24 protein-coding genes are annotated in these 21,252 nt (G+C 76.9%); 7 read left to right on the forward strand and 17 right to left on the reverse strand.

Features of this window, described 5'->3' with window-relative positions:
• Positions 1–104: 104 nt before the first annotated feature.
• Both hemG and hemE read right to left on the reverse strand, forming a co-directional pair.
• Complete coding sequence (gene hemG, locus ACI781_RS05255) at positions 105–1,493, reverse strand: protoporphyrinogen oxidase (RefSeq protein ID WP_456565020.1); 1,389 nt, start codon at positions 1,491–1,493, stop codon at positions 105–107.
• Entirely contained in the window at positions 1,490–2,545 is a 1,056-nt protein-coding gene (gene hemE / locus ACI781_RS05260; RefSeq protein ID WP_456565021.1) for a uroporphyrinogen decarboxylase, read from the reverse strand. The genes hemG and hemE overlap by 4 nt, the downstream gene beginning before the upstream one ends.
• 72 nt (positions 2,546–2,617) lie before the next feature.
• Here hemE and ACI781_RS05265 point away from each other — a divergent pair, with 72 nt between their 5' ends.
• Positions 2,618–3,256 carry a DUF3000 domain-containing protein gene (locus tag ACI781_RS05265; RefSeq protein ID WP_456565022.1) on the forward strand — a complete coding sequence of 213 codons (639 nt, stop codon included), beginning with the start codon at positions 2,618–2,620 and terminating at the stop codon, positions 3,254–3,256.
• 222 nt (positions 3,257–3,478) lie between these two features.
• Positions 3,479–4,630, forward strand: a complete 1,152-nt coding sequence (locus ACI781_RS05270; RefSeq protein ID WP_456565023.1) for a ribonuclease D — start codon at positions 3,479–3,481, stop codon at positions 4,628–4,630.
• A 205-nt stretch (positions 4,631–4,835) separates the two neighbouring features.
• Here the strand turns inward: ACI781_RS05270 and ACI781_RS05275 are convergent, their stop codons facing one another.
• On the reverse strand, positions 4,836–5,240 hold the full coding sequence (locus tag ACI781_RS05275) for a VOC family protein (protein ID WP_456565024.1): 405 nt from the start codon (positions 5,238–5,240) through the stop codon (positions 4,836–4,838).
• Positions 5,241–5,318: 78 nt separating this feature from the next.
• Here ACI781_RS05275 and ACI781_RS05280 point away from each other — a divergent pair, with 78 nt between their 5' ends.
• Positions 5,319–5,942, forward strand: a complete 624-nt coding sequence (locus tag ACI781_RS05280; RefSeq protein WP_456565025.1) for a TetR/AcrR family transcriptional regulator — start codon at positions 5,319–5,321, stop codon at positions 5,940–5,942.
• Here ACI781_RS05280 and ACI781_RS05285 read toward each other — a convergent pair.
• From ACI781_RS05285 to ACI781_RS05310, 6 genes are all read right to left on the reverse strand, one after another.
• The gene (locus ACI781_RS05285; RefSeq protein ID WP_456565026.1) at positions 5,923–6,225 is read right to left on the reverse strand and encodes a thiamine-binding protein; all 303 of its coding nucleotides are present in this window, start codon (positions 6,223–6,225) and stop codon (positions 5,923–5,925) included. The genes ACI781_RS05280 and ACI781_RS05285 overlap by 20 nt on opposite strands.
• Complete coding sequence (gene dxs, locus ACI781_RS05290; protein WP_456565027.1) at positions 6,222–8,141, reverse strand: 1-deoxy-D-xylulose-5-phosphate synthase; 1,920 nt, start codon at positions 8,139–8,141, stop codon at positions 6,222–6,224. Before dxs ends, ACI781_RS05285 begins: the two co-directional genes overlap by 4 nt.
• A gap of 182 nt (positions 8,142–8,323) precedes the next feature.
• On the reverse strand, positions 8,324–8,689 hold the full coding sequence (locus tag ACI781_RS05295) for a hypothetical protein (RefSeq protein ID WP_456565028.1): 366 nt from the start codon (positions 8,687–8,689) through the stop codon (positions 8,324–8,326).
• Between the two features lie 50 nt (positions 8,690–8,739).
• The gene (locus tag ACI781_RS05300) at positions 8,740–8,970 is read right to left on the reverse strand and encodes a DUF4177 domain-containing protein (protein ID WP_456565029.1); all 231 of its coding nucleotides are present in this window, start codon (positions 8,968–8,970) and stop codon (positions 8,740–8,742) included.
• A gap of 46 nt (positions 8,971–9,016) precedes the next feature.
• Positions 9,017–10,327: a class I SAM-dependent RNA methyltransferase gene (locus ACI781_RS05305; protein WP_456565030.1), complete on the reverse strand. Its 1,311-nt coding sequence runs from the start codon at positions 10,325–10,327 to the stop codon at positions 9,017–9,019.
• Complete coding sequence (locus ACI781_RS05310; RefSeq protein ID WP_456565031.1) at positions 10,320–12,356, reverse strand: APC family permease; 2,037 nt, start codon at positions 12,354–12,356, stop codon at positions 10,320–10,322. The genes ACI781_RS05305 and ACI781_RS05310 overlap by 8 nt, the downstream gene beginning before the upstream one ends.
• A gap of 177 nt (positions 12,357–12,533) precedes the next feature.
• Here ACI781_RS05310 and ACI781_RS05315 point away from each other — a divergent pair, with 177 nt between their 5' ends.
• A complete protein-coding gene (locus tag ACI781_RS05315; RefSeq protein WP_456565032.1) occupies positions 12,534–13,202 on the forward strand; it encodes a potassium channel family protein in 669 nt (222 codons plus the stop codon).
• The gene (locus ACI781_RS05320; RefSeq protein ID WP_456565033.1) at positions 13,202–13,870 is read left to right on the forward strand and encodes a potassium channel family protein; all 669 of its coding nucleotides are present in this window, start codon (positions 13,202–13,204) and stop codon (positions 13,868–13,870) included. The genes ACI781_RS05315 and ACI781_RS05320 overlap by 1 nt, the downstream gene beginning before the upstream one ends.
• Here ACI781_RS05320 and ACI781_RS05325 read toward each other — a convergent pair.
• The 7 genes from ACI781_RS05325 to ACI781_RS05355 form a co-directional block, all read right to left on the reverse strand.
• Positions 13,867–14,754 (reverse strand): DUF3159 domain-containing protein, encoded by an 888-nt coding sequence (locus ACI781_RS05325; RefSeq protein WP_456565034.1) that lies wholly within the window; start codon positions 14,752–14,754, stop codon positions 13,867–13,869. The genes ACI781_RS05320 and ACI781_RS05325 overlap by 4 nt on opposite strands.
• Positions 14,751–15,128: an OB-fold nucleic acid binding domain-containing protein gene (locus ACI781_RS05330; RefSeq protein WP_456565035.1), complete on the reverse strand. Its 378-nt coding sequence runs from the start codon at positions 15,126–15,128 to the stop codon at positions 14,751–14,753. Before ACI781_RS05330 ends, ACI781_RS05325 begins: the two co-directional genes overlap by 4 nt.
• A 20-nt stretch (positions 15,129–15,148) precedes the next feature.
• A complete protein-coding gene (locus tag ACI781_RS05335) occupies positions 15,149–15,910 on the reverse strand; it encodes an alpha/beta hydrolase family protein (RefSeq protein WP_456565036.1) in 762 nt (253 codons plus the stop codon).
• The gene (locus tag ACI781_RS05340; protein ID WP_456565037.1) at positions 15,907–16,608 is read right to left on the reverse strand and encodes a DUF3710 domain-containing protein; all 702 of its coding nucleotides are present in this window, start codon (positions 16,606–16,608) and stop codon (positions 15,907–15,909) included. Before ACI781_RS05340 ends, ACI781_RS05335 begins: the two co-directional genes overlap by 4 nt.
• 1 nt (position 16,609) lies before the next feature.
• Positions 16,610–17,089: a dUTP diphosphatase gene (dut, locus tag ACI781_RS05345; protein ID WP_456565038.1), complete on the reverse strand. Its 480-nt coding sequence runs from the start codon at positions 17,087–17,089 to the stop codon at positions 16,610–16,612.
• A 41-nt stretch (positions 17,090–17,130) separates the two neighbouring features.
• The gene (locus tag ACI781_RS05350) at positions 17,131–18,057 is read right to left on the reverse strand and encodes a hypothetical protein (protein ID WP_456565039.1); all 927 of its coding nucleotides are present in this window, start codon (positions 18,055–18,057) and stop codon (positions 17,131–17,133) included.
• A gap of 63 nt (positions 18,058–18,120) precedes the next feature.
• A complete protein-coding gene (locus tag ACI781_RS05355; RefSeq protein WP_089306675.1) occupies positions 18,121–18,423 on the reverse strand; it encodes a DUF4193 domain-containing protein in 303 nt (100 codons plus the stop codon).
• A gap of 270 nt (positions 18,424–18,693) precedes the next feature.
• Here ACI781_RS05355 and ACI781_RS05360 point away from each other — a divergent pair, with 270 nt between their 5' ends.
• The gene (locus ACI781_RS05360) at positions 18,694–19,737 is read left to right on the forward strand and encodes a phosphotransferase family protein (RefSeq protein WP_456565040.1); all 1,044 of its coding nucleotides are present in this window, start codon (positions 18,694–18,696) and stop codon (positions 19,735–19,737) included.
• Positions 19,738–19,847: 110 nt separating this feature from the next.
• Positions 19,848–20,336 (forward strand): LytR C-terminal domain-containing protein, encoded by a 489-nt coding sequence (locus ACI781_RS05365; RefSeq protein WP_456565041.1) that lies wholly within the window; start codon positions 19,848–19,850, stop codon positions 20,334–20,336.
• A gap of 30 nt (positions 20,337–20,366) precedes the next feature.
• Here ACI781_RS05365 and ACI781_RS05370 read toward each other — a convergent pair whose 3' ends face one another.
• Positions 20,367–21,170 (reverse strand): inositol monophosphatase family protein, encoded by an 804-nt coding sequence (locus ACI781_RS05370; RefSeq protein ID WP_456565042.1) that lies wholly within the window; start codon positions 21,168–21,170, stop codon positions 20,367–20,369.
• Positions 21,171–21,252 lie beyond the last annotated feature (82 nt).

Raw genomic sequence — 21,252 nt, forward strand, 5'->3', positions numbered from 1 at the left:
GGGACACCGCGCGCCGGGACGGTGTGCGCTGATGCGCACTTCCTGGCCCGGAACGTGCGCGTCAGCGCACACCGTCGCCGCAGCCGGACGACGGCGGGACCGCCCTAGACCAGCAGCTGCTCGACGGCCCGCTCGGCGTCCCGGATGCACGCCGGGACGCCGACGCCGTCGTAGGCGGCACCGGCGACCGCGAGCCCCGGCACCTGGTCGACCGCCGACCGGACGGCGGCCACCCGCGCGCGGTGACCGACCAGGTACTGCGGCAGCCCGCCACCCCAGCGGACGACGCGGGTGGCGACGGGCTCCGGCCGCGACAGCTGCAGCAGGTCGGCGACGTCGGCGACGACCGCGGCGGCGAGGTCGTCGTCGTCGCGCTGGAGCTCCTCCTCGGCGCGGAACCGGCCGACCGACGACCGGACGAGCAGGTGCCCGCCGGCCCCCGGCGCGAGGTGCGGCCACTTGGCCGAGGACACCGTGACGCCCTTGACCAGCCGGCCGGTCACCGGCGGCACGAGCAGCCCCGAGCCCGCGGCGACCTCCTGCGCGGGGAAGGCCATCGCGACGACCGCCATCGACGCGTACGGGATCCCCTCCAGCGGCGCGACCGCGCCGGGCGCCACCCCGGCCAGCAGGCGGGCGGCCTTCGGCGCGGGAGCGGTGACCAGGACGGCGTCCGCGGTCAGCGTCTCCGGCGCCGCGGCCGGGCCGACCGCGAGCTCGAAGCCGCCGGCGGTGCGGGACAGCCGGTGGGCGGGCGTGTGCAGCCGGACGTCGGCGCGCGACGCCGCCACCAGCGCCGCGGGCAGCGACCCGATGCCCCCGCGCACGGTGACGAAGACCGGGGCGTCGACGTCGAACCGGCTGCGGGCCCCGGCGTCGCGGGCGGCCGCGGCGGCATCGAGCACCGAACCCGCGGCCGGCAGGTGCGCGGCCAGCTGCGGCATCGTCGCGGCCAGGGACAGCTCGTCGGCGCGGCCGGCGTAGACGCCACCGAGCAGCGGCTCGACCAGCCGGTCCACGACCTCGTCGCCCAGCCGCTCGCGCAGCAGCGCGCCGACGGCGACGTCCCCCTCCAGCCGCAGCGGCGGCAGGTCCGCCTCGGCCGCCACGCGGGCCACCCCGGCGGGCGTCAGGACGCCGTCCAGTCCGTCGGCCGAGGCCGGGACGCCGAGCACCGTGCCCGCCGGCAGCGGGAACCGGCCGTCGGGCAGGACGACGGCGGCCTGGGTGGTGGCCGGCGCGACCAGCTCGCCGGCCAGCCCGAGCCGCTCGACCAGCCGCACCGCCTCGGGCACCCGGGCGAGCATCGCCTCGGGCCCGGTGTCGTACCAGTGCCCGGCCAGTTCGACCCGGTCCAGCTTGCCGCCGACCCGCCCGCCGGCCTCCAGGACGACGATCTCGTCGTCGGGCCGCCGGCGGCGCCACTCGAAGGCCGCCGCCAGCCCCGCGATACCGGCCCCGACGACGACGAGGCGGCGCGGCCGCCCGCTCATCGCGCGGTGAGCTCGTGCACCAGCTCCACCACGCGGGTGAGGGCGTCGGGGTCGGTGTCGGGCAGCACGCCGTGGCCGAGGTTGAACACGTGCCCGCGGGCGGCGCGGCCCTGCTCGACCACGCGGCGCACCTCGCGCTCGACCACGTCGGGGCCGGCCAGCAGCACCGCCGGGTCCAGGTTGCCCTGCACCGAGCGCGCCGGGCCGATCCGGCGGACCGCCTCGTCCAGCGGCACCCGCCAGTCCACGCCGACCACGTCGGCGCCGGCGTCACCGATGAGCGGCAGCAGCTCGCCGGTGCCCACCCCGAAGTGGATCCGCGGCACGTCCCGGTCGCCCAGCCCGTCGAAGGCCGCCCGCGAGTGCGGCAGCACCCGCTCCGCGTAGTCGGCCGCCGAGAGCACGCCGGCCCAGGAGTCGAACAGCTGCACGGCCGAGGCGCCGGCGTCGACCTGCGTGCGCAGGAACGTCGCGGCCGAGACGGCCAGCTTGTCCAGCAGCCGGCTCCACGCCTCGGGCTCGGCGTACATGAACGCCTTGGTGCGGGCGTGCTCCTTGGACGGGCCGCCCTCGATCAGGTAGGTGGCGAGGGTGAACGGGGCGCCGGCGAAGCCGATCAGCGGGGTCGCGCCCAGCTCGGCGACGAGCCGGCGGACGGCGGTGGCGAGGAACTCCAGCCGCTCGGGCTCGAGGTCGGGCAGCGCGTCGGCGTCGGCCACCGTGCGCACCGGGGAGGCGACCACCGGGCCGACGCCGGGCTTGATCTCGATGTCGACACCCGCCACCACCAGCGGCAGCACGATGTCGGAGAACAGGATCGCCGCGTCCACGCCGTGCCGGCGGACCGGCTGCAGGGTGATCTCGGTGACCAGGTCGGGGTCCTGGCAGGACTCGAGCATCTTGGTGCCGGCCCGCAGCGCCCGGTACTCCGGCAGCGAGCGGCCGGCCTGGCGCATGAACCACACCGGGGTCCGGCGGACCGGCAGCCCGCGCGCGGCGCGCACCAGATCCGAGTCGGCGGGCGAGGTGGCGGGACCGGCAGGAGGCGTCACGACAGTCGATCCTCCCAGACCGCGTGCGGCGCGTCGGCGACGCGGGGCCGGGTCCGGACCTACCCTGCGAGCGTGGAGCCACGCAGCCTGGCCGCGCGCCCGGGTGAGGGCCCGGGCGCCGCCGACGAGCCACCGGAGGAGTTCCGGGCCGCGCTCGCCGCGCTGGCGGGGCTGCAGGTCCGCCCGGAGATCGCCGTCGAGCCCATCCCCGCCCCGCAGCGCCTGGCCCCGTTCGCGTACGCGCTGGGCGCGCGGATCGACGACCCGGAGTCGGGCGACCCCGCCGACCCGGAGGAGATCGCCAGCGGCCGGTTCATCGTGCTGCACGACCCGGCCGGCCACGAGGCGTGGGCCGGCACCACCCGCTGCGTGGGGTTCCTGTCGGCCGAGACCGACGAGCACCTGGTGGACGACGCCATGTTCTCCGAGGTCGCGTGGAGCTGGCTGACCGACGCCCTGGCCGAGGCCGGCGCCACGTGGCACGCCCTCGGCGGCACGGTCACCCGCACCGCCTCGACCCGCTTCGGCGACCTCGCCGGGCCCGAGCACACCGTGGACGTGGAGATCCGCGCGTCCTGGACCGCCGAGGACCCGGCGCTGGACCGCCACCTGGCCGCCTGGCTGGAGGTCATGGGCAACGCGGCCGGCCTGCCACCGCCCGGGGTGCACCTGCTGGGTCCCACCGGGCCCGCCGGCGGCGGGACTCTCTAACATCGGGGTGACCGGACGACGAACCCCGGTCAGCGCCAGACGGCAGCTCGCCCCCGCACCCGCGACGGCGGGTACGCGTGCGGCCCACCCGGCCGCCGAGACGGGCGAGGAGGTGGACCGGCCCTGAGCACCGAGTCCCCGGACGACGGCACCCCTGCCGCGCCGGACGAGGAGACGACCCCCGCCGTCCCGCTGCTGGCCCCCCGCGACGGGCTCACCCCGGTGATCGACACCTCCACCGCGCTGGTGGAGTACGCCGAGGCGCTGCGGGCCGGCACCGGGCCGGTCGCCGTCGACGCGGAGCGGGCGTCGGGCTACCGCTACGGGCAGCGGGCCTATCTCGTGCAGCTGCGCCGCGCGGGCGCCGGCACCGGGCTGGTCGACCCCGTGCCCCTGCCGGACCTGTCCGTGCTGCAGGACGCCATCGCCGACGCCGAGTGGGTCCTGCACGCCGCCAACCAGGACCTGCCCTGCCTGGCCGAGATCGGCCTCGTGCCGGGCCGGGTCTTCGACACCGAGCTCGCCGCCCGGCTGGCCGGGTTGCCGCGCGTCGGTCTGGCCGCCGTCGTCGAGTCGCTGCTGGGCTTCTCGCTGGTCAAGGGCCACTCGGCCGCCGACTGGAGCACCCGCCCGCTGCCCGAGGAGTGGCTGGTCTACGCCGCCCTCGACGTCGAGGTGCTGGTCGACCTGCGCGACGCGCTGGCCGCGCTGCTGGAGGACCAGGGCAAGACCGAGTGGGCCCGGCAGGAGTTCGAGGCCATCCTCGCCGCCGGCCCGCCGGCGCCCAAGGCCGACCCGTGGCGGCGCACGTCCGGCGTGCACGGCCTGCGCAACCGCCGCCAGCTGGGCATGCTGCGCACGCTCTGGCAGGCCCGCGACGACCTGGCCCGCAAGCGCGACGTCGCCCCCGGCCGGGTGCTGCCCGACGCGGCGATGGTCGCCGCGGTGCAGGCCGACCCGCAGACCGAGGCCGCCCTCCTGGAGCTGCCGGTGTTCAAGGGGCGCGCCAACCGCCGGCTGGTCGGCACCTGGTTCGGCGCGCTCGCCCGCGGCCGGGCGCTGCCCGAGGAGGAGCTGCCGCCGCACAGCCGGCCGGGCGACGGCCCGCCGCCGGTCAACCGCTGGGCCGACCGCGACCCGGCGGCGGCCACGCGGCTGCAGGTCGCGCGGGCCGGGCTGGCGGAGCTGTCGGAGAAGCACGACGTCCCCGTCGAGAACCTGCTCTCCCCCGACCTGGTGCGCCGGTTGATGTGGAGCCCGCCCGAGCCGCGCGAGGCGGCGACGATCGCGGCGGCGCTGCGCGCGGGCGGTGCCCGCGAGTGGCAGGTGGAGCTCACCGGCGAGCTGCTGACCGACGCCGCCACCCGCGCCTAGACCGCCCGCACTTCGCCCTCCGCCCCAGGCATGGGAAGCCATCCCCCCTTCCGGATGGGCCGCGACGTGGGGATGGCTTCCCATGCCCGAACGGAGTCGGGCGCAGGGTCATCGGCAGGCGGTCCTGCCGCCCGCCCGACGTGACGACGACGGCCCGGTTCCCCACCGCTCGAGGAGACCGGGCCGTCGCCGCGGGGCGCCGCGGTCAGCGGTACTGGGCGGCGTACTCGCCCACCGCCGGCACCTCGCCGATCACGTCCACGAGCACGCCCTCGGGACCGGCGAGGATGAAGTGGCGCTGCCCGAACTCCTCGGTGCGCAGCGGCAGGACGGCGACCAGCCCGCCCTCCTCCACGAGCCGGCGGTGCTCGGCGTCCACGTCGTCCACCTCGACGTTGACCAGCACGCCCGCGGCCGGGACGCCGCGGTGCGAGGCGGGCACCGTCGGGTGGTCGCGGTGCACGACCGCGACCTCGCCGCCGTCGCGCCGCAGGCTCACGTACCAGTCGGACTCGAAGGTCGGGACGAACCCGAGGTGGCGCCGGAAGAAGGTCGCGGCGGCCGCCACGTCCTCGGTCATCAGCACGGGGTAGACGCTCGTGACAGCCATCGGTACTCCTTACGTACAGTGTGTCGGTATCCGGTCGGGACGTTATACCGACACCGTGTCCGTAAACAAGGAGACGCCGTGCCCCGGAGATCGAAGGCGGAGAGCGAGGCGACGGCCGCCCGCGTCCTCGAGGTCGCCGCGGAGCTGTTCGGGCGCTCCGGGTACGCCGCCGTGGGCGTCGAGGCGGTCGCCGCCGCAGCCGGGGTCACCCGCGGGGCGGTCTACCACCACTACGGCGACAAGGCCGGCCTCTTCCGGGCCGTCGTCACCCGCGCGCAGGCCGCCGTCGCCGCCGCCGTCGAATCGGCCGCGGATGCCGAGGCAGACCCCTGGCGCGGCCTGGAGGAGGGCTGCCGGGCCTTCCTCCACGCCAGCGCCGCGCCCGGCGTCCGTCAGGTGCTCCTCGTCGACGCCCCTGCCGCCCTGGGGTGGGCGGAGTGGCGCGCGGAGGACGCCGCCCACTCCGGCCGCCTGCTCGAGGAGTCGCTGTCCGACCTGAGCGCGGCGGGCGCCCTGGGCGACACCGATCCCGCCGCCGCCGCCGCACTGCTGTCCGGCGCGATGAACGAGGCGGCCCTGTGGATCGCCGACTCCCCCGTCCCGTCGGCCGAGCCGGCCTGGCGGACCCTGCGCACCATGCTCGGCGCCCTGCGCACTCCCGGCACACCGCCGGGCGGCGGCGTCAGCGGAACCGGCGGGTGAGGCTGTCCATGTCGCGCTGCACCGAGGCGATCTTCACGTGGGAGAGCCCGCCGCGGGCACCGGCCAGCATCATCGCCTCGTGCGCGGCCCGCAGCGTGTCCCAGACGGCGTCCGCCTCGCCCTCGAGGGTCGTGCCGAGGGCGCCCACCTCGTAGCGCAGCCCGGAGCCGACGATGACCTCGATCGCCGCCTCGACGTGGGCGTGCGGGTCGTCGTCGGTGCCGGGCGGCGAGGGCGCCACCTGGATCTCGGCGATCACCCACTCCCCCGCGGGGCCGGTCACTGCTGCGCCCCGTCCACCGGCGCGGCGAGCCGGCTCTCCGCGCGGTCGGCCAGCACCGCCGTCCACTCCACGACCCGGCGGGCGACGTCCTGCTCGGTCAGCCCCGCGTCGGCCAGCACCTGGCCGCGGCTGCCGTGGTCGAAGAACGCCTGCGGCAGGCCGAGGGTGCGGACGGGGACGTCGCACTCGCGGTCCTGCAGCGCCTGGCTGAGGGTCGTGCCGACGCCACCGGCCCGCCCGCCGTCCTCGACGGTGACGACCAGCCGGTGCTCGGCGGCGAGCGCGAGGAGCTCCGCGGAGACCGGCAGCACCCAGCGCGGGTCGACCACCGTGACGTCGACCCCCTGGTCGGCGGCCCGCTCGGCCACGGCCAGGCACATCGGCACCATGGACCCGACGGCGACCAGCAGCACGTCGCGCCGCTCGCCGCGGCGCAGCACGTCGACCGGCCCGCGGCGCTCCAGCGCCGGCAGGTCCGGGGGCAGCACGCCCTTGGGGAAGCGGACGACGGTCGGCCCGTCGGTCACCGCCACCGCCTCCCGCACCGCCTCGCGCAGGGTGGGCTCGTCGCGCGGGGCCGCCAGCCGCAGGCCGGGCACCACGGACAGGATCGACATGTCCCACATGCCGTTGTGCGAGGCGCCGTCGTCGCCGGTCACGCCGGCGCGGTCGAGGACGACGGTGACCGGCTGGCCGTGCAGCGCGACGTCCATGAGCAGCTGGTCGAAGGCGCGGTTGAGGAACGTCGAGTAGACGGCGACCACCGGGTGCAGGCCGGCCATCGCCATGCCCGCCGCCGACGTCATCGCGTGCTGCTCGGCGATGCCCACGTCGAAGGTGCGCTCGGGGAAGCGCTCGGCGAACGGCGCGAGCCCGGTCGGGTGCAGCATCGCCGCGGTGACCGCGACGACGTCGGGCCGCTGCGCACCGATGCGCACCAGTTCGTCGGCGAAGGCGTCGGTCCAGGCCAGGCCGGTCCTGCGGACGGCGGCACCGCTGTCGGGGTCGAACACCCCGGTGGCGTGCCAGGCGTCGACCTCGTCGGTCTCGGCGGGCGCGTACCCGAAGCCCTTGGTGGTGACGGCGTGCACGATCACCGGGCCGCCGAAGGCGCGGGCGCGACGCAGGGCGGACTCCAGCACCTCGACGTCGTGCCCGTCGACCGGCCCCAGGTACTTCAGGCCCAGGTCCTCGAACATGCCCTGCGGGGACAGGACGTCCTTGAGGCCCTTCTTGATGGCGTGCAGCGCGTCGTACAGCGCCGTGCCCAGCACGGGCGCCCGCTGCAGCGCCTGGCGCACCTGCAGCAGCGCCTGCTCGTAGCCGGGGCGCAGCCGCAGCGTGGCGAGGGCGTCGGCGACCCCGCCGATCGTCGGCGAGTAGGAGCGGCCGTTGTCGTTGACGACGATGACCACCGGCCGCTCGCGGGCCGCGGCGATGTTGTTCAGCGCCTCCCAGGACATGCCGCCGGTGAGGGCGCCGTCGCCCACCACGGCGACGACCGGGCGGGAGTCCCCGCGCACGGCGAAGGCCTTGGCGAGCCCGTCGGCGTAGGACAGCGCGGTGGAGGCGTGGCTGTTCTCCACCCAGTCGTGCTCGCTCTCGGCCCGGCTGGGGTAGCCGGACAGGCCACCCCGCTGGCGCAGCCGGTCGAAGCCATCGACGCGGCCGGTGAGCATCTTGTGCACGTAGGACTGGTGGCCGGTGTCGAAGACGATCGGCTCGCGCGGGGAGTCGAAGACCCGGTGCAGGGCGATGGTCAGCTCGACGGTGCCGAGGTTGGGCCCCAGGTGCCCGCCGGTGCGGGCGACGCTGCTCACCAGGGCGTCGCGGATCTCCGCGGCCAGCGGCGGGAGCTGGTCGGCGGGCAGGGCCCGCAGGTCCTCGGGACCGCGGAGGGAGCGCAGGAGCGACACGAGGTGGTCAGCGTCCTCTCTGTCGGCGGCAGGGACCGGGCAACGCGGGACGCCGCCGGGGCACCCACTGTATCCGCGAACGGCTCCTCCCTCCGGGTGAGCGCAGGAGGCACTGCTCTCTCCCGCCGGGCGGCGCCCGGCGCACCGGCGGTGCGGCTCACCGTCGCCCGGGCGCGCACTCGCTACAGCCGCGGTACCCACCGCTCCCCGCGCAGCGCGCCGGCCACGACCTCCACGCCGCGGGCCGCGGCCGCCAACCGGGCACCCTCCCGCTCGTAGGCGGTCATCGCCGCGGCCATGGCGTCGGCCGGCAGGTGGTCGGCGAGCTCGACCCGCACCGTGCGCCAGCCGGCCCGCGCCGCCTCCAGGCCCGCGGCGACGTGGTCGCGGGCGAAGCGGGCGAGCAGCACGGGGTACCGGCGCAGCACCTCGTGCGCGCGGTAGTCGGGCGGCACGAGATCGAACAGCCACGCGACCGCCGTCCGCTCCCAGTCCGGGGCGCCGGGCGGGCGCACAGCCTCCGGCCAGCCGGGCGGGGTCGCGTCCACCGCACCAGTGTGCCACCGGGTCGAACAGGCGTTCGACCCGGCGTGGGGGCCTAGGAGGCCACGGGCCGCTTGAGCCAGAACTGCTCGAAGCCCCAGGTGCCGGCACCGCTGGAGTGGTAGCTGACCAGCTCCCACCCCTCGCCGCCCAGGCGGTTGAGGACCGAGCTCGTGTCGCCCGCCTGCCGTTCGAGGGCTCCGCCGGGGAGCTTCACGCTCACCCCTGCGCGCTGCGACTCCGCGTCGTTGGCCGTGATGACCGAGGCGTACTCCCAGGTGGTCACCCCTCGACCGTAGCCGGGGCCCGGCCGGACCGGCCCACCACCCGGGTCAGGCGGCGGGCTCCAGCAGCGCCACGCACTCCACGTGGGCCGTCATCGGGAAGGCGTCGAACGCGCGCAGCCCGGCCAGCCGCCAGCCGGCCGCGGCGAAGGCGGCGACGTCGCGGGCGAGGGCGGCGGGGTCGCACGCCACGTACACGACCGCCCGCGCCCCGGAGCCGGCCAGCACCCGGCTCACCGCGCCCCCCGCGCCGGCCCGCGGCGGGTCCAGCACGACCACCGACGGCCGGTCCCCGAGCTCGGTGAGCAGCTCGGCCAGCCCCGCGGCGTCCACCTCCCCCTGCCAGACCTCGGCCTGCGGCAGGCCGGCGAGGTTGGCCTCGGCGGCGGCGCAGGCGCCGGCGTCGGCCTCGACGCACACCACCCGCCCCTCCGCGCCGGCGGCGGGCGCCAGCGCGCCGCCGAACAGCCCCGCGCCGGCGTAGAGGTCCAGGACGGTGTCCCCCGGCCGCACGCCGGCGTAGCCGGCGACGGCGGCGACCAGCGCGTCGGCGGCGGCGGGGTGCACCTGCCAGAAGCCGGTCCCCTCCACCTCCCAGTCGCGGCCACCGGCCGCGCGGGCGGCCCGCGCCGCCGGCTCCTCGGGCAGCTCTCCCCCCGGGCGCTGCACCCGGGTGGACGTCGGGGTGCCGCGGCGGTCCAGCCGGGTGGTCGTGACCGCGCCGGCCGAGTCGACGGCGACGTCGACCGCCCCGGCCCCCGGCCAGCGCCGCTGCAGGACCGCGGCGGCGGCCGGCTCCAGGGTGATCGGGCAGTCCGGCAGCGGGTGCACGTCGTGCGAGCGGTGCCGGCGCAGCCCCGGCGTCCCGCTGCGGTCGACGGCGAACCGCGCCCGGGACCGCCAGCGCAGCGGACCGCCGGGGAGCTCCTCCACCGCCAGGCCCGCGACCGCGGGGTCCTCGCCGAGCCCGGCGAGCCGGGACAGCTGTTCGCGCACGACCGCCGCCTTGAGCCGGCGCTGCTCGGCGGGGTCGACGTGCTGCCAGTCGCAGCCGCCGCAGCGGCCGGGACCGCTGTGCGGGCACGGGCGCTCCACGCGGTGCGCCGAGGGCTGGAGCACCTCGACCGCGTCGGCGCGGCAGTAGCCGGGCTGGCGGTCCTCGGTGACCTCGACGACGACCCGCTCCCCCGGCAGCGCGTGCCGGACGAACACGACGCGCCCCTCGTGCCGGGCGACGCAGTGTCCGCCGTGCGCGACCGGGCCGACCTCGACCTCGAACCGGCGGCCGGCCCAGCCGAGTCCGCGGTCGGCCCGCGGCGGCCGCGGGGTGCGGGACGACGCCCGCCGGCGGTCAGCCATAGGGGGTGGCGTCCGCGTCGTCGGTGATGCCCCGGCGCAGGTCACCGGGGGCGGGGCCGCCGCGCCGGGAGTCCTCGTCGCGCCCGACCGAGCTCTCCAGCTGCCAGGGCACGGTGGTGATCATGACGCCCGGCTGGAACTGCAGGCGGGCCCGCAGCCGCAGCGCGCTCTGGTTGTGCAGCACGTTCTCCCACCAGTGCCCGACGACGTACTGCGGCACGAAGACCACGACCAGCTCGCGCGGGCTGGCCCGGCGGATCTTCTTCACGTAGTCGAGGACCGGGCGGGTGATCTCCCGGTAGGGGGACTCCAGCACCGTCAGCGGCACGGGGATGTCGTAGCGCTCCCAGTCCGCCTGCAGGCCGCGCATCTCGCCGTCGTCGACGTTCACCGTCAGCGCGGTGAGCGCGTCCGGCCGGGTGGCGCGGGCGAAGGCCAGGGCGCGCAGCGTCGGCTTGTGCACCTTCGACACCAGCACGATCGCGTGCACCTTGCTCGGCAGCGTGCGCGCGTCGGTGTCGGGGACGAGCTGCTCGGCCACGTGCGAGTAGTGCCGGTTGATCGCCCGCATCAGCACGAACAGCACCGGCATGATCAGCAGGACCAGCCACGCCCCGCGGGAGAACTTGGTGATCACGATGATCACCAGGACGACGCTGGTCAGCGTGCCGCCGACGGTGTTGATCGTCTGCGAGCGGCGGATCCGGCGGCGGGCCAGGGCGTCGGTCTCGGTCCGCAGCTCCCGGTTCCAGTGCCGCACCATGCCCCACTGGCCGATGCTGAAGCTGGTGAAGACGCCCACGATGTACATCTGGATCAGCCGGTTGGGGTCGGCGTCGAACGCCACGATGAGCAGCGCCGCGAACCCGGCGAGCAGCAGGATGCCGTTGCTGTAGACCAGCTTGTCGCCGCGGGTGTGCAGCTGCCGCGGCATGAACCGGTCCTGGGCGAGGACCGAGCCCAGCAGCGGGAAGCCGTTGAAGGCGGTGTTGGCCGCCAGCACGAGGACCAGCGCGGTGAAGGCCTGCACGTAGAAGAAGCCGACGGAGGTGTCGCCGCCGAAGGTGGCCGCCGCCAGCTGCGCGATGACGGTGCGCTGCGGCTCGGTGGCGCAGTCGGTGAAGCCCTCGAGGTCGCAGGCGTTCTCGGCGTACCTGACGTCGGCCAGCAGGGCCAGCGCCGTCACCCCGGAGAACATCAGCGCGGCGATGCCGCCCATCAGGGCCAGCGTGGTCGCCGCGTTCCGGCTCTTCGGCGGCTGGAACGCGGGGACGCCGTTGGCGATCGCCTCCACCCCGGTCAGCGCGGTGCAGCCGGAGGCGAACGCCCGCAGCGCGAAGAAGACCAGCGCCAGCCCGGCGACGTTCTCGTACCCCGGCTCCGGGGTGATGCTCCAGTCTGCGCTCTCCGCGATGACCGGGTCGTCGGTGAACAGGTCCCGGACCAGCCCGGTCACGATCATGACCATGATGCCGGCGACGAACAGGTACGTCGGGACGGCGAAGGCCTTGCCCGACTCGCGGACCCCGCGCAGGTTCGCCGCGGCGAGGACGGCGACGAGGGTCAGCGCGATGGCCAGCCGGTGCTCGTCGAGCGACGGGAAGGCCGAGATGATGTTGTCCGTGCCCGAGGACACCGACACGGCGACGGTGAGCACGTAGTCCACCAGCAGCGCGCTGGCCACGGTCAGCCCGGCGAACTGCCCGTGGTTCTTCATCGCGACCTCGTAGTCGCCGCCGCCCGACGGGTAGGCGCGCACCACCTGCCGGTAGGACAGCACGACGGTCGCCAGCAGGACGACGACGCCCACGGCCAGCCACGGCGCGAGGAACAGGAACGCCGTCCCGGCGAGGGTCAGGACGATGAACACCTCCTGCGTGGCGTAGGCCACGGAGGAGAGCGGGTCGCTGGCGAAGATCGGCAGGGCCAGGTGCTTCGGGAGCAGCGACTCGCCGGCGCGGTCGCTGCGGACCGGACGCCCCAGGACGAGCCGTTTCGGGAGTTGTCCGAGGTCGGACAGGCTTGGCACGGCGGCGATGGTACGGACGCCGGGCCCCGCCGCGGGGGCGCGCCGCCCCGTGAGAGGGACCTCTCCCCGGCGCGGCTCCCCGGGGCCCGTCGCGGGTGTAGCTTCGCGCCGGGTGCGCAGCGGACGTCGCGCGCACGCGGACACCGAACCCCCCGCCGGGGGACCGAGGAGCGGCACGTGCACGTGGTCGTCATGGGCTGCGGCCGCGTCGGCTCGGCCATCGCGCGGCGGCTGGAGGACGTCGGCCACAGCGTCGCGGTCATCGACCAGGACCCGGAGGCGTTCCGCCGGCTCGGGCCGGACTTCGCCGGCCGGCAGGTGACCGGGCTGGGCTTCGACCGCCAGACGCTGCTCGACGCGGGCATCGACTCCGCCGGCGCGTTCGCCGCGGTCAGCAGCGGCGACAACTCCAACATCATCGCCGCCCGCGTGGCCCGCGAGACCTTCGGCGTCCAGCACGTCGTCGCGCGGATCTACGACTCCAAGCGGGCCGAGGTCTACGAGCGGATGGGCATCCCGAGCGTCGCCACCGTGCCGTGGACGGTGAACCGCCTGCTGCGCGAGCTGCTGTCGGTGAAGGTCAACGAGCTGTGGCGCGAGCCCACCGGGCAGGTGCTGATGCTGCGGGTCGCCGTGAGCGACCGGTGGGTGGGCCACAAGCTCGCCGAGCTCGAGCAGGCCACCGGCGCCCGCGCCGCCTGGCTCAACCGGTTCGGGGAGGCGCAGCTGGCCACCTCCACCACCGTGCTGCAGGACGGCGACCAGCTCGCGCTCGCCGTGACCGATGCGATCACCCCCCGCGTGCACGAGGTCGTCGAGCGCGGGCCCGAGGGAGGGCTGCACTGATGCGCGTCGCCATCGTCGGCGCCGGCGCCGTCGGCCGCTCGATCGCCGGGGAGCTGCTCCACAACGGGCACGCGGTGATGCTCATCGAGAAGGACCCGCGCAAGGTGCGCACCCGGGCGGTCCCCGGCGCCGAGTGGGTCCAGGCCGACGCCTGCGAGGTCTCCAGCCTGGAGGAGGCCCAGCTCGCCTCCTGCGACGTCGTGGTGGCGGCCACCGGTGACGACAAGGCCAACCTCGTGGTGTCCCTGCTGGCCAAGACCGAGTTCGCGGTCAGCCGCGTGGTGGCCCGCGTCAAGGACCCGCGCAACGAGTGGCTCTACACCGACGCGTGGGGCGTCGACGTCGCCGTCTCGACCCCGCGGGTGCTCGCGGCGCTGGTCGAGGAGGCCGTCACGGTCGGCGACGTCGTCCGCCTGATGACCTTCCGCAAGGGCGCGGCCGCCCTCGTCGAGATCACCCTCGCCGAGGACACGCCCTGGGTCGGCCGCCCGCTGCGCGAGGTGCCGCTCCCCCGCGAGACCGTGCTGACCGCGGTGCTGCGCGGCGACCGGGTGATCACGCCCAGCCCCGACGAGCCGCTGGAGGCCGGCGACGAGCTGCTGTTCGTCGCCCACGCCGACGTCGAGGAGCAGCTCCAGCAGGTGCTCTCGGCGGGCCGCCCGGTCTAGTCGGCGGGCCGCTCGGTCCGGCCGGCGGAGCGCCCGGGGCCCGGCGGCGCGGCGGGCGTGCGGTGCCGGTGCAGGCGGGCGACCACCCACAGCGTGACGCCCAGCTCGACGACGGTCACCGGGATGCCGAGCACGAGCGAGACGACGCCGAGCACGGTCGCGTCCCCGTCCTCGCTCTGGAGGTACAGCGGCCCGGTGACGGCGGCGCGGAGGAGGAACACCCCGCCCCACAGCACGGTCAGCCAGTTGTAGGCGCGCACCAGCCGCGGGTCGTCCCGCCAGTGGCACTCCGCCTCCGGGTCCGCCGCCCGCGTGCCGGTCTCCGGGTCCCGCTCGGCGGGCTGCAGCACCGCCGACGCCCGGTGCAGCCGCCCGCGCAGGCCGGGTGGGTGCGCCGTGTGCGCGGCCATCGCGCCCAGGTGGCTGGGCGCGAGGAACTCGGCGACCACCCCGACCAGCGGCCAGCGGACCAGCACCGAGCCCAGCAGCACCAGGCCGATCGCCGCGTTCCGGACGATCCCGAGGACGTAGAAGTCGCGCGCCTGGCCGGAGTAGGCGGCGATGGCGACGGCGATCCCGACCGCGAACAGCCCGCTGAACGCCTGCTGCACGCTCTGCCGGCGCAGCAGCCGGACGAGGAAGACCAGCAGCGCCGCGCCGACGGCGCTCCAGATCCCGACCCGCAGGCCCGCGAGGGAGTTGGCGACGATGAACGCCACCGTCGGCAGCGACGCGTCGAGCATGCCCCGCCAGCCGCCGAGCTGGTCGAGCACCACGTGCCGGTCGAAGCCTGGCGCCCGGGCGGCGCCGTCGCCGTCGGGACCGGGCTGCTCCTCCCCCGGCGTCCCCTCCGCGGGACGCTCGCTCCCGGCCGCAGCCGTCACCCGGCGCCCAGCTCGTACCACGGGTTGTAGATGACCTCGCGGCCCTCGAAGGAGCCGAAGCGCCCGCGCGCGGTCAGCGTCCGCCCCGGCTCGATGCCGGCGATGCGCCGGCGCCCCAGCCAGACCAGCGTCACCGAGCCGGACCCGTCGAACAGCTCCGCCTCCAGCGTCGGGACCGTCTCCCGCGGCGTGTAGACGACCGACTTGAGCCGGCCCGTCACGGTGACGACCCGCCCCTTCTGGCACGCGCTCACGGCCTCGCAGCCGGCGCTGGCCGCGTCGTCGCGCAGCTGCTCCGCGTCGCGGGTGTGGTCGTCGGCGGTGAGCCGCTGCAGGGTCCGGGTGAACCAGCCGGCCGGCCGGGTCTCTGTCACCGTCCCAGCGTAGCTCCGGCTCAGGGGCGTGTGCGCCGTGTCCCGAGCCACTCCCGGACCACCGCCCAGGCCGGTCCGGCCGGGTCGATCAGCCCCATGTGGTCGCCCGGGACCAGCCGCACGAGCACGTCGTCCCCGGCCCGCCCCGCGGCGTCCGCGTACCGCTCGCTCTGCTCCGCGGGGACGACGTCGTCGCCGGTGCCGTGCACGCACAGCACCCGCGCGCCGGTGGGCAGCAGGGCCACCGGCGAGGCGAGCGCCAGCAGCTGCGGCGTCGGCGGGCCGCCCAGCAGCTCCCGCACCGCACCGCCGCCGAGGTCCTGCCCGTCGGCCCGGGCGAGGTCCAGCACGCCGGCCTGCAGCACCGCGGCGGCGACGCGCACCCGCGGCCCCGCACCGGGGGCGCCCGCCGGCAGCCGCGCCCGACCGGCGGCCCAGGCCGCGAGGTGACCGCCGGCCGAGTGCCCGACGACCGTCACGTCGCCGAGGTCCAGCCGGGCGGCCTCGCCCAGCCCGGGCAGGGCGTCCAGGGCCGCGGCCACGTCCTCGGCGGTCCGCGGCCACCCGCCACCGGCCCCCACCCGGCGGTACTCGACGGCGACCGCCGCGAACCCGGCCGCCGCGAGGTCCGCGGCCAGCGGCCGGGCCAGGTCCACGCCGTACGCGGCCCGCCAGAACCCGCCGTGCAGCACCACGGCCACCGGGGCCGGCCCGTCCCCGGCCGGGAGGGTCAGCTCCAGGAACTGGTCGGGGTGCGGCCCGTAGGCGACCGTCGAGGTCACGCCCGGGGCGGCGTGGGCGGCTGCTGGCGGGCTGCCTGCTGCGCCGCGACCTGGGCGGCGGCCTGCGGGGGCAGGGACAGCGGCAGCTGCTCGCGCACCGGCATCGGCGCCGTCCCGCGGACGACGACGATCCGGCGGAAGACGTCCTCCAGCGGCGCCGCCGCCTCCGGGCTCTCCGCCGCCGGGCCGCTGATCATCCCGCGGAGGAACCAGCGCGGGCCGTCGACGCCGAGGAACCGCGTGGCCCGGCGCACCGGAGCCGGGGCCGGCTGCCCCGCCGCGGCGGGAGGGGCCACCCGCACGTGCCCGGCGAGCTCGGTCCCGAACGGACCCTCGACCTCGCGCAGCGAACCGCCCTGTCCGGACGCGCTGCGCGCCAGGTCGGCGCGGACGTCGTCCCAGATCCCGCCGGCGCGGGGCGCCGCGAACGCCGCGACCTGCAGCAGCGACTCCCCGTAGCGCAGGGTCGCGCCGATCACCTTCTGCTGCTGGTTGACGTCCACCCGCAGCTCCATGCCGCCGGCGGCCGGCAGCCGCAGCGCCCCCAGGTCGATGGCGGGACCGGCCGGCGGGGCGTCCGCCTCGTCGAAGGGCCCGGTGGTGACGGCGGTCTCGCGCACCCGCACCTGCGGTTCCGGCGGCACGCCCTTCTCCCGCAGGCTGCGGTCGATCCGGTTGCGACGGCGTCCGAACGGCATCTCAGCCCTCCCCGCCGACACCGGTCGAGCCGTGGCCGCCCGCGCCGCGCTCGCTGGCCGGCAGCTCCTCGACCGGGACGAAGCGGGCCCGCACCACCGGCTGCACCACCAGCTGCGCGACCCGGTCGCCGCGGCGGAGCGTGAGCGGTGTCGTCGGGTCCAGGTTCACGAGGTTCACCTTGATCTCCCCCCGGTAGCCGGCGTCGATGGTGCCGGGCGCGTTCACCACGCTGAGCCCCAGCCGGTGGGCCAGGCCCGACCGCGGGTGCACGAAACCGGCGTACCCGTCCGGGATCGCCACCGCCACGCCCGTGCCGACCAGCGCGCGCTGCAGCGGGGCCAGCTCGACGTCCTCGGTGACGGTGAGGTCGGCGCCCGCGTCGCCGGACCGGGCGTAGGCGGGCGGCACCGCCCCGGGTCCGGTCAGCCGCACCGGGACCTCCACCTCGGCGGGACCGGGCGGGGCGGGCGGCTGCGGCACGAGGCCGATCCTAGGAGGCGCTGCCCCCGCCGGGTCGGCGCTCACGCCAGGGGCCGGCGGAGGTCGGCCCGCACCCGGCGGGCCAGGGTCTCGGTCGCCTTCCGATTGCCGCGGGCACCGAGCGCGGCCCCGATGAGGAACGGCGCCGCGGCGGGGGCCCCGCGCGCCATCCGGCGGCCCAGCCGGCGGCGCAGGGCGCGGAAGCCCGCGGCACCGAGCACCGAGCCCAGCCCGGTCTGGCCGCTGCGCTCCACGGCGCGCTGGGCCGACCAGCTGGCCAGGTACGCCGCCGCCCGCTCCCGCGCGTTCCCGGCCGGGGCGCGGCCGTGCAGCTCGTGCAGCTCACCGAGGAGCACGACCTCGACCGCGGCGGTGAGGACCGTCTCGGCCGCCAGCTCCAGCGGCAGGGCCAGCATCGACGGCGGCGCGAACCAGTGCGCCGCCGACAGCCCGCCGGTGCCCGCCCCCACCGCCGCGGTCAGCCGGGCGGCCCGGGCGACGAGCGCGTCGGCGATCTCCTCGTCGGCGCGGCCGGGGTGGGCCGCCCGCAGCGCGGCGCCGTCGCGGACGGGCAGCCGCGGGACGGCGGCGGCGAGCAGGTCGCCCAGCAGGCCCGGCCCGCCGTCGGGGCTCCCGGTGGCCGGACCGTGGGCGGCGTCGTCCCGGGTGCCGTCCTCCGGCGCCCGGCCGCGGGTCAGGCCCGACCCCACGGCTGACGCGACGGCCGCCACGACCTCGCGCAGGACGCCACCGGCGGCGCGGGCACCGCCGGCGGCCGACGACCCACCGGCCGCGTCGGGTCCGCCGCTCGCGTCGGGCCCGGCGGTGCCGAGCAGGCCGGTGACGGCCTCGGCCAGCAGCCGGGCGGCCCGGGCGCGCCCGGTCTCGGCCGCCGGCGCGTCGTCCGGCGGCACCGGGCGCGGCGGCGGCACGTCCCGCGCCGGTCCGGTGCGGACGTGCTCGGTCATCGCTCCCCCTCCGTCAGGACCCGCCCCCGGCCCCCGTCGCCGGCCGGGCGGCGGGGTCCTGCCTCAGGCGGCGCAGTCGCGGCAGTACAGCTGGTCGCCCTTGGTGGCGGCCAGCCGGCTGCGGTGCTGCACCAGGAAGCAGCGGGAGCAGGTGAACTCGTCCTCCTGCTTCGGGAGCACCCGCACGGTGAGCTCCTCGTTGCTGAGGTCCGCGCCGGGCAGCTCGAGGTTCTCGTTGAAGTCGGTCTCGTCGACGTCGACGGACGACGACTGAGCCTCCGCGCGCCGCGCCTTGAGCTCCTCGAGCGAGTCCTCGCCGAGCTCGTCCGCCTCGTTTCGGCGCGGGGCGTCGTAGTCGGTGGCCATTGGTGTGTGCCCCTCCTCCGGGGTCCTGTCGGGCTGTCGCCCGCCTGTCGACGGCGACGCGGGGCGTCGCCGTCCTGGTCGGCCGCACGGGGCGACCGATCGGTTCGTTGTCCGTTCCCGGCCCCGTGCCCGGTCGGGGACGCGGCGCCAGCGGACCGGCAGGCCCCCCAACGCCGAGCGGCCCCGCTTTGTGCCCGGCTGTCGCGAGCGGCACGTCCGCGCCGGATCGCACCGGGTGGACCGCGGAGCGCCAGAGGTTACCCTGCGGCGGTGTCGACCACCGTGGGTGCCGAACCAGCCGTCGTCGGGCCGTACCTCGCCAGCGCACTGGGCGACCAGCGCTGGCAGCGGGTGACCGTGGACCTCATCGCCGCGGGCATGTCCAACCTGACCTACACAGTCACTCCCGAGGGCGGGACGGAGGACGACGCCGTCATCCTCCGGCGACCGCCCACGGGCGCCGTCCTGGCCACCGCGCACGACATGGAGCGCGAGCACCGGGTGATCTCCGCGCTGGGCGGCACCGCCGTCCCGGTGCCGCGCACGCTGCACCTGTGCACCGACACCGCGGTGCTCGGGGCGCCGTTCTACGTGATGGAGAAGGTCACCGGCGTGCACGTCGTCTCGGACCTGCCGCCGGGCTACGCCGACGAGCCGGCCCAGCGGCGCGCCATCGGCGACGGCCTGGTCGACGTGCTCGCCGACCTGCACGCCGTCGACCCGGCCGCGGTCGGGCTGGCCGACTTCGGCCGGCCCGAGGGGTTCACCGCACGCCAGGTGCGCCGCTGGACCAAGCAGTGGGACGCCACCCGCGACCGCGACCGGCCCGACATGGACGCGCTGGCCGCCCGCCTCGCCGAGACCGTCCCGGCCACGCAGCGGTCCGGCGTCGTGCACGGCGACTACCGGCTGGACAACTGCCTGCTCGACCCCGCCACGCCCGGCCGCATCCGCGCCGTCCTGGACTGGGAGATGTCCACGCTCGGCGACCCGCTGACCGACATCGGGATGCTGTTCCTGTACTGGCCCGAGGCCGGCGAGGACCGGCCGACGGCGAACGCGGTGACGGCGCTGCCCGGCTTCCCCACCCGGCGGGAGGTCGCCGAGCGCTACGCGCAGCGCAGCGGCCTGGACCTGTCGGACCTGTCCTGGTACGTGGGCTTCGCCTTCTTCAAGTTCGCCGCGATCGTGGCCGGCATCGTCGCCCGCTCGGCCGCCGGCGCGATGGCCGGCAAGGACACGACCGGGTACGCCGAGCGGATCGGCCCCTGCGTCGAGCTGGGACGCGCCGCGCTGGACGACGGTGCGATCTAGCCGCCGTCCCCGCCCCTAGACTCCCGCGCCGTGGGACTGGAGCAGCGGTGAGCACGACGACCGACCGTCCGGCGGTCCGGCCTCGCAGCGGCCGTCGTCCCCTGCCCCCGTTGATCTTCCTGTTGGTGCTGGCCATCGTGGCCGTCGGCGTCTGGTGGAAGGTCTTCGGCGACGCCGCCGAGGAGGACGAGCGCCGGGACGCCGCCTGCGACGCGGCGGCGGAGGCCCCGCCGCAGCTGGACCCCTCGACCGTGCGCCTGCGCGTCTTCAACGCCACCGACACGCCCGGGCTGGCCCAGCAGGTCGCCGCGGACCTGCAGGCGCGGGGGTTCGCGGTGGAGGAGGTCGACAACGACCCCACCGACCGCGAGGTGACCGGCGTCGGGGAGATCCGGCACGGGCACCCCGGCACCGACGCCGCGGCCTACATGGAGGTCTACCTGCCCGGCGCCGGGGACTGGCTGGACACCCGGGCCACGGACCTGGTCGACGTCGTGCTGGGTCCCGACTACGCCGGCCTGCCGTCGGCCGACGAGGTCGATGCCGTCCTCAACCCGGCGTCCAGCGCCGCGGCGGCCTGCGGCCCCGACGCCGCGTAGCCGGCCGCCCGTGCCGCGGGCGGCCGGCGCTCAGGCGTGCAGCCGGGCCAGCAGCTCGACGAACGGCCCGGCGACCGACGGGGCCACGGCGATGGCCAGCGGGTCGGCGAACGCCCGGCCGGGCAGGCCGGTGACCACCGCGCCCGCCTCGGCGGCCACGAGCGCGCCCGCCGCGTGGTCCCACGGCTTGAGCCCCTCCTCGTAGTAGGCGTCGGCGCGGCCGGCGGCGACCGTGCACAGGTCGAGCGCGGACGAGCCGTGCCGGCGGATGTCGCGGACCTGCGGGAGCAGCTCGGCGACGACGGCGCCCTGCGCGCGGCGCTGCTCGACCCGGTAGCCGAACCCGGTGAGGACGAGCGTCTGCTCCAGCGACGCCGGGCTGCCGGCCGACAGCCGCACCGGTCCGGGGGCGTCCGGGGTGGCCAGGTGCGCGCCCCCGCCGGCGGTGGCCGTGTACCGCTCGCCGGTGAGCACGTTGTGCACCACGCCGGCCACGACCTGCCCGTCGACCTCGGCGGCGATCGACACGGAGAACGCCGGCAGGCCGTAGAGCAGGTTCACGGTGCCGTCGACGGGGTCGACCACCCACCGCACGCCGCTGGTGCCGGCCCGCTGCGCCCCCTCCTCCCCCAGCAGCCCGTCGTCGGGGCGGGCCGCGAGCAGCCGCCCGGTGATCAGCTCCTCGGCGGCCCGGTCGACCGCGGTCACGACGTCGGTGGGGCTGGACTTGGTGTCCACCAGGGCGGCCGCGCCCGCCCGCTCCCGGGCGATCAGCGTCGCGGCCTCGGCGGCGGTGGCGACGGCGAGGTCGAGCAGGGCGTCCGGTCCGGTCACGGCCCGATCCTCCTGCACGCCGTGGCCACCTCGCAGGGGCCCGCCGCGGGCCTGCGAGGGGCGGGGGGCGAGGGGGTCCTTC

The organism is Blastococcus sp. SYSU D00695, from assembly GCF_054050555.1.